We start from the raw sequence: 14,129 nt of genomic DNA, 5'->3' as shown, positions 1-14,129 counted from the left end.
CCGTCCCCAGCTCCTGAGCACAGCGCGATCCGCCTGATCCGGAAGGATTCCCATGCCCGAGAACATCGATGCACACGTGAGCGACCCGAAGGCCGAGGGCGGCTGCCCGGTGGCCCACGGGCGGGCCCCGCACCCGACGCAGGGCGGCGGAAACCGCCAGTGGTGGCCCGAGCGCCTCAACCTGAGGATCCTGGCCAAGAACCCCGCCGTGGCCAACCCGCTCGGCGAGGAGTTCGACTACGCCGCGGCGTTCAAGAACCTCGACCTGCCCGCCGTGAAGCAGGACATCGCCGAGGTGCTGACCACCTCGCAGGACTGGTGGCCCGCCGACTTCGGCCACTACGGCCCCCTGATCATCCGCATGGCCTGGCACAGCGCCGGCACCTACCGGATCAGCGACGGCCGCGGCGGCGCCGGCGCCGGCCAGCAGCGCTTCGCCCCGCTCAACAGCTGGCCGGACAACGCCAACCTCGACAAGGCCCGCCGCCTGCTGTGGCCGGTCAAGAAGAAGTACGGCCAGGCCATCTCCTGGGCCGACCTCATGATCCTCGCGGGCAACGTCGCCCTGGAGTCGATGGGCTTTACGACCTTCGGCTTCGCCGGCGGCCGCGCCGACGTCTGGGAGGCCGACGAGGACGTCTACTGGGGCCCGGAGACCACCTGGCTCGGTGACGAGCGCTACACCGGCGACCGCGAGCTGGAGTCCCCGCTCGGCGCCGTCCAGATGGGCCTCATCTACGTCAACCCCGAGGGCCCCAACGGCAACCCGGACCCGATCGCGGCGGCCCGCGACATCCGCGAGACCTTCCGCCGGATGGCGATGAACGACGAGGAGACCGTCGCCCTCATCGCCGGTGGCCACACCTTCGGCAAGGCGCACGGCGCCGGCTCCGCCGACCACGTCGGCGTCGACCCCGAGGGCGCGTCCATCGAGGCGCAGGGCTTCGGCTGGCAGAGCTCGTACGCCAGCGGCAAGGGCGCGGACACCATCACCTCCGGCCTCGAGGTCACCTGGACCACCACCCCCACCCAGTGGGGCAACGGGTTCTTCAAGAACCTCTTCGAGTACGAGTACGAGCTCACCACGAGCCCGGCCGGCGCCCACCAGTGGGTGGCGAAGGACGCGGAGGCGGTCATCCCCGACGCCTTCGACCCGGAGAAGAAGCACCTCCCGACCATGCTCACCACCGACCTGTCGCTCCGCTTCGACCCGGTCTACGCGGAGATCTCGCGCCGCTTCTACGAGAACCCGGACCAGTTCGCCGACGCCTTCGCCCGCGCCTGGTTCAAGCTGACCCACCGCGACATGGGCCCGCTCGTCCGCTACCTGGGCTCCGAGGTCCCCTCGGAGGAGCTCATCTGGCAGGACCCGCTGCCCGCCCGCACCGGCGAGCTGCTCGACGCGGCCGACGTCGCCGCGCTCAAGGAGCAGATCCTCGGCACCGGCCTCACGGTCACCCAGCTGGTCAACGCCGCCTGGGCCGCCGCCTCCTCCTTCCGCGGCAGCGACAAGCGCGGCGGTGCCAACGGCGGCCGTATCCGCCTGGAGCCGCAGCGCGGCTGGGCGGCCAACAACCCCGACGACCTGGCGCAGGTCCTGCGCGCCCTCGAGGGCATCCAGGGCTCCTTCGGCAAGCAGGTCTCCATCGCCGACCTGGTGGTGCTCGCGGGCACCGCGGCCGTCGAGAAGGCGGCCAAGGACGCCGGCTTCGACGTCGAGGTCCCCTTCACCCCGGGCCGTGTGGACGCCTCCGCCGAGCAGACGGACGTCGAGTCCTTCGCCGCCCTGGAGCCGGTCGCCGACGGCTTCCGCAACTACCTGGGCAAGGGCAACCGCCTGCCGGCCGAGTTCCTGCTCGTCGACAAGGCGAACCTGCTCACCCTGTCCGCGCCCGAGACCACCGTCCTCGTCGGCGGTCTGCGCGCGCTGGGCGTGACCCAGGCGCAGTCCTCGCTCGGCGTCTTCACGGACAAGCCCGGCACGCTGACGAACGACTTCTTCGTCAACCTGCTCGACCTGGGCACGACCTGGAAGTCGACCTCCGAGGACCAGACCACGTTCGAGGGCCGTGACGCGGCCACCGGCGAGCTCAAGTGGACCGGTACCCGCGCCGACCTCGTCTTCGGCTCGAACTCCGAGCTGCGGGCGCTGGCGGAGGTCTACGCCGGTGACGACGCGAAGGAGAAGTTCGTGGCGGACTTCGTCGCGGCGTGGACCAAGGTCATGGAGCTGGACCGCTTCGACCTCGTCTGATCACCGAGTGGCTGCCGAGCAGCCACCGAGCAGCCACCGAGCAGCCACCGAGTAGCGGCCGAGGGCCATCGAGTGGCCACCGGTGGCTGCCGAACGGCGAAGGCCGTCCTCCCGTCCGCGGGAGGGCGGCCTTCCGCGTTGCGCGCCGGCCGGCCCGAACGCGCGCCGGCCGGCGGCGGTTTCCCGCCGGCCCGGCCTCGTTCAGGTACGGACCCAGGCCGCCGCGGCCCAGGAGAAGAGGCCGAAGAGCACCAGTCCGATCGCCACGGCCACCAGTAGCCAGGGACCGGCCGGGGTCACGGCGAACGCGCGCAGCGTGTCGTCGATCCCCTTCGCCTTGGCCGGGTCGTAGCTGACGGCCGCGTACACCAGGAAGCCGCCGGCCGTCGTGAACACCAGGCCCCGGGCGATCCCGCCGATCACCCCGAAGACGTCCACGGCCGTGCGGACCCCCTCCGGCAGGCCGCCGGTGTCCATCTCCTCGCGGAAGGTGCGCCGGGCCGCGGTGACGGCGATCACCACGCCGCCGATGGCGAAGCCGATCCCCACCAGGGCCACCAGCCATCCGCCGGCCGTGCCGAGCAGGGTCGCGGTCCCGTCCCGTGACTGCTCGTCCCCGGACCGGGTGCCGGCGCCCGCCGCGAAGGCCAGCACCGATACGGCGGCCACCGCGTAGACCACCGCGCGGGCGGCTGCGAGGGCGCGCATGCGGGGCTTGTCGCCGTCCGGGACGGCGGCACCGAAAACGGCCTCCGACACCCTCCACAGGGCCATGGCCACCAGGCCGATGCCCACCGCCCACACCAGCGCCGCGCCGAACGGCTGCCGGGCGAGCTGGGCCACCGCGCCGGTGCGGTCGGCCTGCTCGCCCGTCTTCCCGACGGCGATCCGCAGGGCCAGCAGCCCCACGAGCAGGTACAGCACTCCACGGGTGGCCAGGCCGCAGCGGGCGGCCACCGTCACGGCGCGGCGAGTGGCCGGGCTCCGGCCGGTCGCGCCGGACCGGGTGGTGGTCTGCGGCATGCCCCTGTTCCTTTCGCCGCGGGGTTCGTTCCGGGGCGCGCCTGCCCGGGAGGGGCCGCACCATGCGCGGCCGGCACAACTCGGTGAGCCATGCATGGTTTCCGGGCGCGTAACCGGGTAGCAGCGCCATATGGGACAGTCGGCGTCAGGCCGTTGAGCGGTCCGGCGCCGCTTCCCCGTCATCGGAGATCGGAGCACGCCATGATCATTCTCGGCGTCATCCTGCTGATCGTGGGCTGGCTGCTGGGGCTGTCGATCCTGTACACGATCGGCATCATCCTGGTCGTCATCGGCCTGATCCTGTGGATCCTCGGGGCTGTCGGCCACGCCGTGGGCGGCCGCAAGCACTACTACTAGTCGCCGATGCCGGGCGATCACGGCAGACCCGGTCGGCGGACGTTGCGGACCTCCCGTTTCCGCACCTCGGTGCGGTGTCAATGCCGACCCCGGTCCTTCATCCTTCCGGGCCCGCGAATCCGGGTGCGTGTCCCCGCGCCCGCCGCGGGCCCGTCCCCTGCCCGGAATCACGGGCCGCACCAGCCGCGCCGCGCGCGATCGGACACCCACCGGCCGTCGCGCGTGCGGCAGCCCGGGCGCCCGAGTGCGCCGTCCCTGCCGTACGGGGTGTCACCATGCGCAGCGGACAGCGGCTCACGCGGCGGGTGAGGTGGAGCCGTTCGCGCAGCGACGAAGGGCAGGGACGTGACCCCTCAGGCGGTCGGCCACTCGGCCGGTAGTACGCGGACGCAGGCGCAGCCGGGGGCGCGAACGGGGGTGGGGACCAGGGCGCGAGCGGAAGCGCCCGCGGAAGCGGCGTCGAACACGGCGGCCGCCCCCACCGCTGCCGCCGCGATCCCGGCGGGCGGTACGCCGCCTTCCGCCGTGGACGCCGAACTCCTCATCGCCGCCTCGGTGTTGCTGGCGGACGCCGCACTGACCGCCAAACAGGCCGGCGCGGAACTCGCCGGCGCGCTGAGCAGCTGGCGTTTCGGGGCCGCCGCGCTCCGCCGCCCCGCCTGGGCCGTGGGCGCGGCACTGTCCTGTGCCCGTGCCCTGACCAGCCCGGCGGGCCTCTGCTTCGGGGCCAACGGCGGCGTCCCGGGTGAACTCGCCCGGATCGCGGGCAGCCTGACCCGCCGCCGGCCCGCCGCGGTGACCATGGCGGTGGACTCCTTCGCCCTGCGCATCAAGGCGGCCGAGGTCAAGCACCCCAACCTCGGCTCCCCGCAGGCCAAACGCCTCACCGAAGCCATGGTGGCCGGCGACCGCCTGGAGGCCCTGCGGGCGCTGCGGGCCCTGGTCGAACGCCTCGGGGTCACCCGCGCCCTGACCACCGTCAGCCCGGTGATCATGGAGTTGTGCGCGCTGTCCGGCATGCTCGACGAGAACCCGGTCAACGACAGCTTCTCCTGGGTGACCCTGGCCGGCGGCGTCCCCACCACCGACCCCTTCCTCGGCCTGCCGAGCTCGGTGCTCAAGTTCCTCAACCCCGGGCCGGGCCGCGCCGAACGCGCCGAGCCCGACCCGATCCTGGCCAAGGTGCTCACCGCCTCCCGCAACGACATCGTCAGTTACGTGAACGACATCGGGGCCCTCGGGAACCACGGCCTGGTGCTGCTCCGCCGGGTCGCCTGCGCCGACGGGGCCGAACGCCACGTCCTGCTGCTGCCCGGGACCAGCTTCGGACGGCTCAGCAACAGCACCCCGCAGGACCTGGTCGGCGCCTTCGACGGCCTGCTCCGCACCGACACCACGTACACCCGGGCCGCACGGAAGCTGCTGCTCCGCGCCGGGGTCCCGGCCGGCTCCGAGCTCATGCTGGTGGGCCACAGCCTCGGCGGCATGACCGCCATGAACCTGGCCGCGGACCCGGAGGTCGCCGCCGAGTACCGGATCACCCATGTGATCGCCGTGGGCTCCCCGATCGACAGCAAGCGGCCCGCCGACCACACCACCCGGGTCATCAGCCTGATCAACAAGCACGACGTGATCCCCGGCCTCGACGGCCGCGGCCCCGCCTCGCCCCACGACGTCCCCGGCACCTGGACCGAATGTGCCTGGCTCGACGAGACGTACGACTACCCGCTCTCGCACGCCCCGCAGGCCTACTCCGACACCCTCCGCGGCGAGATGGCCCACCACCGGGACCACGTCAACGAGCTGATCCGGGCGTACGACGGCGACATCCTCGGCAACCAGCCGTACATGCTGCGCGACAAGTGACGTGAGGAAGACACCCACCCCATGACCACCGCAGACGCCCGTCCCGCCGCCACCGCCTGGCCGCTGGAGAACGCCGTGTTCAGCGCGGCCCTGCTCGCCCACCGGCTGCCGTGGACGGACGCCCCGGGCCGCGCCCTCGGCCTGGACGCGCTCACCCGCGAGGGAGCGGTCCGTCACCTGCTCGCCCACCTGCGCCGCACCAGGTCGGGGCGGCCGGTACGGCTGAGCACCCCCTTCGGCTCCTTCCTCGTCCCGCTCACCCGGGCCGACACCGCCGGCCTCCTGCGCACCGCCGCGGCCGAGGACGCGCTCGGACCGGCCGCCGGCCTCACCCCGGGCGGCCACCGCCACGGCCTGCACCCGCACACCGCACTCCCCGGGGAAGCGGTACCGCCCGCCGCCGGCCTGGCCGCCCGGACCGCCGAGGACCTCGACGCGGTGGTCGAAGCCCGCCGCGGCGACGGCACCCTGGACCCGGAGCGCTGGCGCTCCGGCATGCTCCGCCTGGCCCGCCGCGTGGTGGTGGGCGCCGCCGCCGTCGAGGACACGCTGCTCAGCGAGGTGCTGCGGGCGGCCGCGGCCGCCGTGGGCAGCCGGGCGTACGAGGGCCGGAACGCGGCCCTGCGCCGCAGGCTCGCCCCCTACCTGACCGACCCCGACCCGGACACCCCGGCCGGCCGGCTCGTGGCCGCCGGGTACGGCCCGGACGAGGCCGTGCCCGCCCTCGCGCACACCCTCGCGGTGGTCTCCGAGGCCGCCGTCACCACCGCCTTCCGGGCACTGGCGCTGTACGCGGCCGACCCGGACGTCCTCGACGCCCCCGCGACGGCCGTACGGCTGTCCCTCGCGCACTACCCGCCGGTGGCGGCCGCCGTGTACCCCGTACGGGCCGCCTTCGTCTGGCAGGACCTGGCCGTCGGCGAGGGAACCGAGATCCTCGCGGTGCCCGCCCGCCTCCGCACTCCGGACGCGGACGAGGGCACCGCGGACGACGGTACGGCCGAGGAGGGCACGGCGGACGACGGCCCCGGGGGCGGCATCGGTCACGGCGCCGCTCCCGGCCCGGCCGGCGGGCAGCCGTCGCCGCTGTGCGGTGCCCCGGCCGGCTGCACCGCGACCGGATTCGCCGCCCAGGTCGCCGAGGAGATCGTGCGGGGCGTCACGGCCGCCGCCCACCCCGTGCTGATCTCCCCGCAGCTCACCCCGGACCGGCTGCCGTACGAACTCCCCACGGACGCCCTGCTGGTGGCCCTCACCCCGGCCGACCCGCCCGGCCGGACCGGCGCGACCCCGGCCGACGGGCGGGTGACCGTCGGCACCGCCGCGGCCGTTCCGCTGCCGGCCCGCGGCTACAGCCCGGCCTCGTACGGAGCCCTCGCCCGGACCACCGCGGACCGACTGGACCGGCAGGCGGAGAGCCTCGCCGCCTGCGCGTCCCACACCGGCTGGAACGGCGACGAGGCGGGCGAGCGCTTCCGGCTGGTCCTGCTGGGGCACGCCGACAGGTGCGCGCGGGCGGCCGCCGACGTACGCGGCGCGGCGCGGGCGCTGGCCGACTGACGGGGACGGGCCACCCCCGACGGCCGGCGACGCGCTTCCGGGCCGGACGGGCAGACCGAGCGGACCGAGCGGACAGAGCGGACAGAGCAGACCGAGCGGACCGAGCGGACCGAGCGGACCGAAGGAGAAACGGACCCATGTACACGCCGAACCCTCCGGGGAGCCGGACGCCCCGGCCGGCCGCGCGGATCCCGGCCCCCGGACCGGCCCGCCGGGCCGCCGTGCTCGCCGGGCTCGGCGCCCACCTGCCGCCCCGCGCGCTCGACAATGCCGAGCTGTGCGGCGGCCGGCCGGTGGGCGACGAGTGGATCCGCGCCCGGATCGGCGCGGGGAGCCGCCGGATCGCCGACGGCGAGGCGGTCGCCGACCTGGCCGTACGGGCCGGCCGGCGGGCACTGGCGGCGGCCGGGACCTCCGCCGCCGACGCGGTGGTCGTGGTCAGCACAGCCCCCGAACGGCTCTGCCCGGCGGCCGCGCCCGAGGTCGCGCACCGGCTCGGCCTCGGCCAGGTCCCGGCCTTCGACCTGGCCGCGGGCTGCAGCGGCTTCCTGTACGGCCTGGCCGTGTCCGCCTCACTGGTGTCCTCGGGCGCGGCCGACCGCGTCCTGCTGGTGGCCTCCGACGTGTTCAGCGCGTTCATGGACCCGGACGACTGGCTGATGCGGGCCATTTTCGGTGACGGCGCGGGAGCCGTGGTGCTGCGGGCCGGATCGGCCCGCGAGCCCGGCGCGATCGGTCCCTTCGACCTCGGCAGCGACGGCGGGCAGGCCGACCTGCTGGAGATCCCGGGCGGTGGTGCCCGGTCCCGCAAGCGCCCGTCCGCGGCCGGGGGGACCGGGCCGGCCGACTCCGCCGTCGCGGACTCGCCGTACTTCCGGATGGACGGCCCGGTGGTCCTGAAGCAGGCGGTGGTCGGCATGTGCGATTCGGTGACCCGGGCCCTGGACGCGGCCGGATGGGCGCTGCCCGAACTGGACGCGCTGGTCGCCCACCAGGCCAACCAGCGCATCCTGGACGGCCTGGCGGCGGAACTGGGGCTGCCGCCCGGGCGGGTGCTCTCGCACATCGAGCGGTACGGGAACACCGCGGCGGCCTCGGTGCCGGTTCTGCTGGCGCAGGCCGCTGCTGCCGGAACGCTCCTCCCGGGGCAGCGGGTGGCGCTCACCGCGTTCGGCGCGGGCCTGGCCTGGGGCTCCACCACCCTGGTCTGGCCCGGCGTACGGGCGCTCACGGACGACGGCTGACCCCGGGCGCGGTCCGCGGGCGCTTGCATGCGGCACCCGCAGCGCCGACCGGCCGAGGACCGCGCTCACGGCCCAGGGAGGCGCTCACCGGCCGAGAACCGCGCTCACCCGCCGTACAGGCCGTCGCGCCGCTGCCGTTCCCGGTCCACCATGTCCTGTACGGCTGCCTGCACGTCGGCGCAGAACCGGCGGGCCACCGCCGACCGGGCGCCGTAGCCCGCCGGCCGCTCGGGCGCGGGAATCGGCTCGCCGACGGTGATCAGCCATTTCCCGGGCAGCGGAAAGGCCGGGGTGAGGGGGAAATACGGCAGTCCGAAAAGGCGGGCCAGCGCGGGAACCTCACCCAGCTTCGGGACGGACTCCTCGGCCCCGATCACCGAGATCGGCACCACGGGTGCGCCCGCGTGCAGGGCGGCCACCGCGAATCCGGCGCTGAACGGCCGGAGCCGGTAGCGGTCGCGGAACGGCTTTTCCAGGCCGGACATTCCCTCGGGGAACACCCCGACGAGTTCGCCCGCGCGCAGGTGTTCCAGCCCCACCCTGGGGTCGAGCGGCACGCCGCCCATCTTCTCGGCGTGCGGGCCGAGCACCGGGACACGGAAGACCAGCGGGTCCGCGAGTACTTTCGGCTGCCGAGGGACCGACCGGGACAGGGCTTTGAGCAGGACGAACGCGTCCAGGGCCCAGGCGCCCGAGTGGTTGGCGACGAGCACGGCCGGGCCCTCGGAAGGGATGTTCTCCAGGCCGAGCACGTCCACCCGGAACCAGTCGTCGACGAACCAGTCGAGCAGCCGGTCCCAGGCGTGCACCCCGACGTCACCGAGCATCCGGCCCACGTGACGGAATTCGGCACCCGCCATTTCGATCACATCCGACATGCTTTCCGACACAAGCGGTCCTCTTTCCGGCCATCGGCGTTATCCAACTCGCATACGGCGAACAGACTTTGTGGAGACCAACGCCCGTGGTAGTTGTTTGTGCACGAGAATCGCCCGTATTCCGGAAATCGCTTTTCCGTTCCCCTCTTCAGTCCCCGCGCCCCGTGCGCGCGTTCCCGTGAAGGCCGAGGCCACGATGACCTCCCAGACCACTCCCGCCACGCCCGCGAAGTCCGCCCTGGAGGTGATCGGCGAGCTGCTCGTCCAGCGCTTCGAGGTGCCCGCCGAGGAGGTGCGCCCCGGCACGGCCATGCGCGACCTGTTGATCGACTCGCTGATGGTCGTCGAGATGGCCATCACCGTGCAGGAGACCCTGGGTGTCAGGGTCGAGGAGGTCGAGCTCCGCGACACCACCCTCGGGGAGTTCGCGGAGATCGTCGAAGCCCGCAGGGCGGGGTGATGACCCCGACGCCCCCGGACCGCCGCCGGCCGGTGGTGACCGGCGTCGGCCTGGTCACACCGGCCGGCCCCGACCGGGAGGGCACCTGGGCCGGCGTTCTCGCGGGCCGCCCCACCGCCGCCCGCGACCCGGCCCTGACGGGCCTCGCGGTGTCCCTGAGCTGCCGGGCAGTGGTGCCCGGCCATCCCGTGCTGCGCGGCCGCGGCACCGCCCGGCTGGACCCGGTGGACCGGCTCGGCCTGGCGGCCGCCGCCGAGGCACTCGACCAGGCCGGGCTGGACCCGGACGGCTGGGACGGCAGCCGGATCGCCGTCGTCACCGCCAACGCCTGCGGGGGCACCCGCAGCCTGGACGACGCGCAGACCCGACTGGCCGACCGGGGGCCGGGGTTCGTGTCCCCGTACTTCCTCACCGGACATCTGATCAACATGGTGTGCGCCAACATCGCCCTCCGGTTCGGCGTGACGGGCCCCACCCTGGCCACCTCCACCGCCTGCGCCTCAGGCACCACCGCCCTCGGCATCGCCCGCGACCTGATCGCGACCGACCAGTGCGACATCGCCCTCGTCGTCGGCGCCGAAGCGCCCGTCTCCCGGCTGCTCGTGACCGGATTCACTCAACTCGGCGCGCTCTCGGACACCGGCTCCCGCCCCTTCGACACCGGCCGGGACGGCTTCGTCATCGCCGAGGGCGCCGCCGCGCTCGTCCTCGAACGCCCCGAACACGCGGCTGCACGTGCCGCTCGTCCCCTCGCCCGGCTCCTCGGCTGCGCGGCCACCTCGGACGCTCACCATCTGGTCGCCCCGGACCCCGAAGGACGCGGCGCCGAACGGGCCCTCCGGGCGGCACTCACCGACGCCGGCCTCACCCCCGCCGACGTGGGGCACGTCAACGCGCACGGCACGTCCACCCCGACGGGCGACGCCGTGGAGGCAGCCGTCCTGCGCCGCCTCCTGCCGCACCGCCCGCCCGTCACCTCCGCCAAGGGGGCCCTCGGCCACTCCCTCGGCGCGGCCGGTGCCGTCGAAGCCGCCCTCACCGTCCTCGCCTTGGCCGACGGCACCGTCCCCCCGACGGCCGGACTCACCACGCCCGACCCGGAGACAGACCTCGACCTGGTCATCGGCGCCCCGCGCCGGCCGGCCTCGTCCGTCGCCGTCAGCACCTCCTTCGGTTTCGGCGGCCACAACTCGGTGGCCGTCCTCGCCGGTGGCTGAGGACGCGCTACCCCGTCGCCAGGACCCGCAGCAGCGGCGCCCCCTCCGGCCACGGCAGGGGGCCGTGGACGGCCGCCGCGGCCAGGCGCAGGGCGCCCTGGAGCGGGTCGCCTTCAGGGGTGTGCGGGCGCAGGCCGGGCACCCGTTCCGCCAGCCGGGCGGACACCGCCTCCCGCAGGCCGGCCAGGTCGAACAGCCTCCCGGTCAGCGAGATCCGCGGCGCGGTCAGGCCCGCCGCCGCGGCGGCCGCCGTGTCCGCGATCTCCCCGGCGGCCCGGGTCAGGATGCCGGCGGCGACCTCGTCGCCTGCGGCCGCCGCCCCGGCCACGGCGGGCGCCAGGGCGGCCAGCAGCCCGGCCCGGTCGGGGCGCAGCCCGAACACGGCCGGCAGGCCGGTCACCGCGCCGTAGCGCTCCACCACCCGGTCCAGGAGCAGGGCCGAGCCACCGTTCCGGCCGTCGTGCGCGCGCAGGGCCGCGTCGAGCGCCGCCCGCCCGATCCAGGCACCGCCGCCGCAGTCACCGAGCAGGTGCCCCCAGCCGTCGGCGCGCCGCCAGCCGGTGACCAGATCGGTGCCCAGCGCGATCATCCCCGTCCCGGCGGCCACCACCACGCCCGGCCGGGCCCCGAGGGCGCCCGCGTACGCCGCGACCGCGTCCGCCGCCAGCACCAGGCGGCGGGCCCCGGTCCGTCCGGCCAGCGGCTCCGGCAGCCGGGCGGCCAGGTCCGCGCCGAGCGAGGCCATGCCGGTGGCCCCGACCGCGAGGGCCTCCACCGAGGCGGTGCCCGCCTCCGCGAGCAGCCCGTCGAGCGCCGGCAGTACGAGACCCAGCACGGCCTCGGCGTCGACGCCGAGAGGACCCGTCCGCACGGGGGAGTCGATCGCCACGCAGGCCGCGCTCCGGGGCTCGCCCCGCCCGTCCGGGCGGGCGAGGGCCAGCCGCAGCCCGGTCCCGCCGATGTCCAGGCCGGCCACCCACGGCGCGTCAGCCACGGCCGCGCCCGGGTCCCGGCCGGCGGCCGTACCACCCGCGAGGCACCTGTCCGGATGTTCCTCCATCCCCGAACCATTCCACGGAACAAGGCGATTGAACGCCCCGCCGGAGCCCGGTCCCGACGGCCCGCGGGTGCCGCACCGGCCGCCAGGGGGTGGCGGTGCGGCACCACCCCGGGCGGGGCCATAGGGTGACGGACATGGAGTCGTACACCATCGGTCAGGCGGCACGCCTGCTCGGCGTCAGCGTCGACACGGCGCGGCGCTGGGCGGACGCGGACCGCTTCCCCACCCGGCGCGAGGGAAACCGGCGCATCGTCGACGGCCCGGACCTCGCGGCCTTCTGCGTGGCGGTGGCCCAGGAGGCGGCGGAGGACGAGGAGGCGCCGTACACCTCGGCCCGCAACGCCTTCCCCGGCATCGTCACCCGCGTCCTGCTCGGCACGGTCGACGCCCAGGTCGAGATCCAGGCCGGACCGCACCGCATCGTGTCCCTGCTGACCCGCGAGGCCGTCGAGGAACTCGGCCTGGAGGTCGGGGCCAGGGCCACCGCCCGGGTGAAATCCACCAGCGTCTTCATCGATCGCGCCTAGCTTGGTCTACGGTCGGTCGATCGGTCGGTCCGCCCGGACGGACGGGCGGCCACGCACCGGATTCCCGAAGGAGGCTGCGGTGGACGATCGTGCGGTGGAGTCGGCGGCGGAACTGTTCGACGGCATGGGAGCCGAGTACGAGCGGGCGTTCGTGAAGCTTCCCGGCCAGCTGGAGGCCATCGACTGGCTGAACGGCCGACTGCCCGCCCGCGCCCGGGTCCTGGACGTCGGCAGCGGCACCGGGCGGCCCGTCGCCGAGGCCCTGGTCCGCGCCGGGCACGAGGTGACCGGCATCGACGTGTCCGCCGCCATGGTCGAGCTCGCCCGGTCCCAGGTGCCCGGCGCCCGGTTCGAGCAGCACGACGTACGCGAATACCGGCCGCCGGCCGGCGGGTTCGACGCCGTGTGCGCCTTCTTCCCGCTGCTCGTGATGGGCCGCGACGAGGTCGGCGCCTCCCTGGTGCGGATGGCCGACTGGCTGGCGCCCGGCGGCTACTTCGTGATGGCCACGGTGCCCGCCGACATCGCCGACGTGGAGGTGGAGTGGATGGGCCGGCGGGTCCGGGTCTCCAGCTACTCCACCGACGAGTACCTGCGCCGGCTCCGAGAGGACTGCGGACTGGAGGTCCTGTACCACTCGACCTCCACCTTCCAGCCCGAGAGCGAATTCGCCGGGCCGGAGGACCACCTGTTCTGCTACGCCCGCCGCCCCGCGCGGGGCTGACGGCCCCGGCCCGCGCCCGCCTGCCGGACCTCAGCCGTCCAGCAGGCGGTGCAGGGCCGCGGCGAAAGCGCCCACGAAGGAGTCCCGGACCGGCTCGGGCAGCAGGTCCAGCGAGAGGTACGGGTTGAGGTCCTCCAGCTCGACCAGCAGCAGCTCGCCGCCCGGGGCCCGGCAGGCGTCCACCCGCTGGATGCCGTGGCCGATGGTGTTCCAGTCCACGAACCGCCGGGCGAACTCCAGGTCCGCCTCCGTCGGCCGGTACGGCTCCAGCACCCAGCGCTCCTGCGGCCTGGGCGCGTAGAGGGCGTACTGGAAGTCACCGTCGACGAAATAGAACGACACCTCGTAGCGGAACGGGATGCGCGGCTGGACCAGCAGGGTGCCGGGACCGGCCGCCCGCAGCGCCTCCCCGAGCGCCTCGTGCGGCAGGAAGCGCAGGCCGATCGAGTCCGCGCCCAGCTTCGGCTTCACCACGTACTCGGCGTAGGCGTCCGGGCCCGGCAGCCGGTCCAGGTCCGCCGGCCGGTCCACGGTCGGGATCACCGGCAGGCCCGCCGCGGTCAGGTCCAGCAGGTACTGCTTGCCCGCCATGTCGGCGCGCCCGGTGAGCTCGTTGTAGACGCGGGTGCCGCGCCGCAGCGCCAGCTCACGGAAGGCGTCGTAGCGGTCCTGGTAGCGCAGGACCGGTCCGCTGTTGCGGACCACGACCGCGTCGAAGGAGTCCATCAGGGCCGCCGCGTCCAGCGGGTGGCAGAGCGCGATGTCGAACACCCCGGAGCCGTCCGCGCCGCCCTCGCGCAGCCGCGAGGCCAGGAAGATGTCCTCGTCGCAGTAGCGCCGGCCGCGCGCGGGATAGGCCAGGTCGGTGACGTACAGGAGGCGGGGCTGCGGTGTGGGCATCGTTCCTCTTCGGTCCGGGTCCGGGTCCGGACCGGTCACGTTATCCGGCGAGGTCGTGC

The 14,129-nt window shown here is 74.8% G+C and carries 13 protein-coding genes; 9 read left to right on the top strand and 4 right to left on the bottom strand.

What is annotated here, in order from left to right; genetic code table 11:
- Window positions 1-52 precede the first annotated feature (52 nt).
- A complete protein-coding gene (katG, locus tag AC067U_RS01285) occupies window positions 53-2,254 on the top strand; it encodes a catalase/peroxidase HPI (protein ID WP_478827531.1) in 2,202 nt (733 codons plus the stop codon).
- 201 nt (window positions 2,255-2,455) lie between these two features.
- On the opposite strand, the gene AC067U_RS01280 is transcribed toward katG, so the two are convergent.
- Window positions 2,456-3,277, bottom strand: coding sequence for a DUF1206 domain-containing protein (locus AC067U_RS01280; RefSeq protein WP_478827530.1), 822 nt, complete (start codon window positions 3,275-3,277; stop codon window positions 2,456-2,458).
- A gap of 201 nt (window positions 3,278-3,478) precedes the next feature.
- Between AC067U_RS01280 and AC067U_RS01275 the strand changes: the two genes are divergently transcribed.
- The 4 genes from AC067U_RS01275 (at window position 3,479) to AC067U_RS01260 (ending at window position 8,304) form a co-directional block, all read left to right on the top strand.
- Entirely contained in the window at window positions 3,479-3,634 is a 156-nt protein-coding gene (locus AC067U_RS01275) for a DUF6131 family protein (protein WP_478827529.1), read from the top strand.
- A 525-nt stretch (window positions 3,635-4,159) separates the two neighbouring features.
- On the top strand, window positions 4,160-5,500 hold the full coding sequence (locus tag AC067U_RS01270) for an alpha/beta hydrolase family protein (protein ID WP_478827528.1): 1,341 nt from the start codon (window positions 4,160-4,162) through the stop codon (window positions 5,498-5,500).
- Window positions 5,501-5,521: 21 nt separating this feature from the next.
- Complete coding sequence (locus AC067U_RS01265; protein WP_478827527.1) at window positions 5,522-7,060, top strand: cytochrome P450 family protein; 1,539 nt, start codon at window positions 5,522-5,524, stop codon at window positions 7,058-7,060.
- 137 nt (window positions 7,061-7,197) lie between these two features.
- Window positions 7,198-8,304: a beta-ketoacyl-ACP synthase 3 gene (locus AC067U_RS01260; protein WP_478827526.1), complete on the top strand. Its 1,107-nt coding sequence runs from the start codon at window positions 7,198-7,200 to the stop codon at window positions 8,302-8,304.
- 104 nt (window positions 8,305-8,408) lie between these two features.
- Here the strand turns inward: AC067U_RS01260 and AC067U_RS01255 are convergent, their stop codons facing one another.
- Window positions 8,409-9,164 (bottom strand): lysophospholipid acyltransferase family protein, encoded by a 756-nt coding sequence (locus tag AC067U_RS01255; protein WP_478828250.1) that lies wholly within the window; start codon window positions 9,162-9,164, stop codon window positions 8,409-8,411.
- A 214-nt stretch (window positions 9,165-9,378) separates the two neighbouring features.
- On the opposite strand from AC067U_RS01255, the gene AC067U_RS01250 reads away from it, so the two are divergent.
- A complete protein-coding gene (locus AC067U_RS01250) occupies window positions 9,379-9,642 on the top strand; it encodes an acyl carrier protein (protein WP_478827525.1) in 264 nt (87 codons plus the stop codon).
- The gene (locus AC067U_RS01245) at window positions 9,642-10,859 is read left to right on the top strand and encodes a beta-ketoacyl-[acyl-carrier-protein] synthase family protein (RefSeq protein WP_478827524.1); all 1,218 of its coding nucleotides are present in this window, start codon (window positions 9,642-9,644) and stop codon (window positions 10,857-10,859) included. The genes AC067U_RS01250 and AC067U_RS01245 overlap by 1 nt, the downstream gene beginning before the upstream one ends.
- A gap of 7 nt (window positions 10,860-10,866) precedes the next feature.
- On the opposite strand, the gene AC067U_RS01240 is transcribed toward AC067U_RS01245, so the two are convergent.
- Window positions 10,867-11,919 carry a BadF/BadG/BcrA/BcrD ATPase family protein gene (locus AC067U_RS01240; protein WP_478827523.1) on the bottom strand — a complete coding sequence of 351 codons (1,053 nt, stop codon included), beginning with the start codon at window positions 11,917-11,919 and terminating at the stop codon, window positions 10,867-10,869.
- Between the two features lie 134 nt (window positions 11,920-12,053).
- Here AC067U_RS01240 and AC067U_RS01235 point away from each other — a divergent pair, with 134 nt between their 5' ends.
- Together AC067U_RS01235 and AC067U_RS01230 are read left to right on the top strand one after the other, a co-directional pair.
- Window positions 12,054-12,446, top strand: coding sequence for a TOBE domain-containing protein (locus tag AC067U_RS01235; protein WP_478827522.1), 393 nt, complete (start codon window positions 12,054-12,056; stop codon window positions 12,444-12,446).
- Between the two features lie 79 nt (window positions 12,447-12,525).
- On the top strand, window positions 12,526-13,170 hold the full coding sequence (locus tag AC067U_RS01230; protein ID WP_478827521.1) for a class I SAM-dependent methyltransferase: 645 nt from the start codon (window positions 12,526-12,528) through the stop codon (window positions 13,168-13,170).
- A 30-nt stretch (window positions 13,171-13,200) separates the two neighbouring features.
- Here the strand turns inward: AC067U_RS01230 and AC067U_RS01225 are convergent, their stop codons facing one another.
- Window positions 13,201-14,070, bottom strand: a complete 870-nt coding sequence (locus AC067U_RS01225; RefSeq protein ID WP_478827520.1) for an ATP-grasp domain-containing protein — start codon at window positions 14,068-14,070, stop codon at window positions 13,201-13,203.
- Window positions 14,071-14,129 lie beyond the last annotated feature (59 nt).

It is taken from the genome of Streptomyces sp. NPDC043853 (assembly GCF_056436025.1).
This window is presented reverse-complemented; position numbering and strand designations above follow the sequence as displayed.

Bases quoted from the DNA above. Each gene is read 5' to 3' on its own strand.
- AC067U_RS01245 (WP_478827524.1), top strand. From the start codon at position 9,642: ATGACCCCGACGCCCCCGGACCGCCGCCGGCCGGTGGTGACCGGCGTC.
- AC067U_RS01275 (WP_478827529.1), top strand. From the start codon at position 3,479: ATGATCATTCTCGGCGTCATCCTGCTGATCGTGGGCTGGCTGCTGGGG.
- AC067U_RS01255 (WP_478828250.1), bottom strand. From the start codon at position 9,164: ATGGCGGGTGCCGAATTCCGTCACGTGGGCCGGATGCTCGGTGACGTC.
- AC067U_RS01250 (WP_478827525.1), top strand. From the start codon at position 9,379: ATGACCTCCCAGACCACTCCCGCCACGCCCGCGAAGTCCGCCCTGGAG.
- AC067U_RS01225 (WP_478827520.1), bottom strand. From the start codon at position 14,070: ATGCCCACACCGCAGCCCCGCCTCCTGTACGTCACCGACCTGGCCTAT.
- AC067U_RS01265 (WP_478827527.1), top strand. From the start codon at position 5,522: ATGACCACCGCAGACGCCCGTCCCGCCGCCACCGCCTGGCCGCTGGAG.
- AC067U_RS01235 (WP_478827522.1), top strand. From the start codon at position 12,054: ATGGAGTCGTACACCATCGGTCAGGCGGCACGCCTGCTCGGCGTCAGC.
- AC067U_RS01280 (WP_478827530.1), bottom strand. From the start codon at position 3,277: ATGCCGCAGACCACCACCCGGTCCGGCGCGACCGGCCGGAGCCCGGCC.
- AC067U_RS01240 (WP_478827523.1), bottom strand. From the start codon at position 11,919: ATGGAGGAACATCCGGACAGGTGCCTCGCGGGTGGTACGGCCGCCGGC.
- AC067U_RS01260 (WP_478827526.1), top strand. From the start codon at position 7,198: ATGTACACGCCGAACCCTCCGGGGAGCCGGACGCCCCGGCCGGCCGCG.
- katG (WP_478827531.1), top strand. From the start codon at position 53: ATGCCCGAGAACATCGATGCACACGTGAGCGACCCGAAGGCCGAGGGC.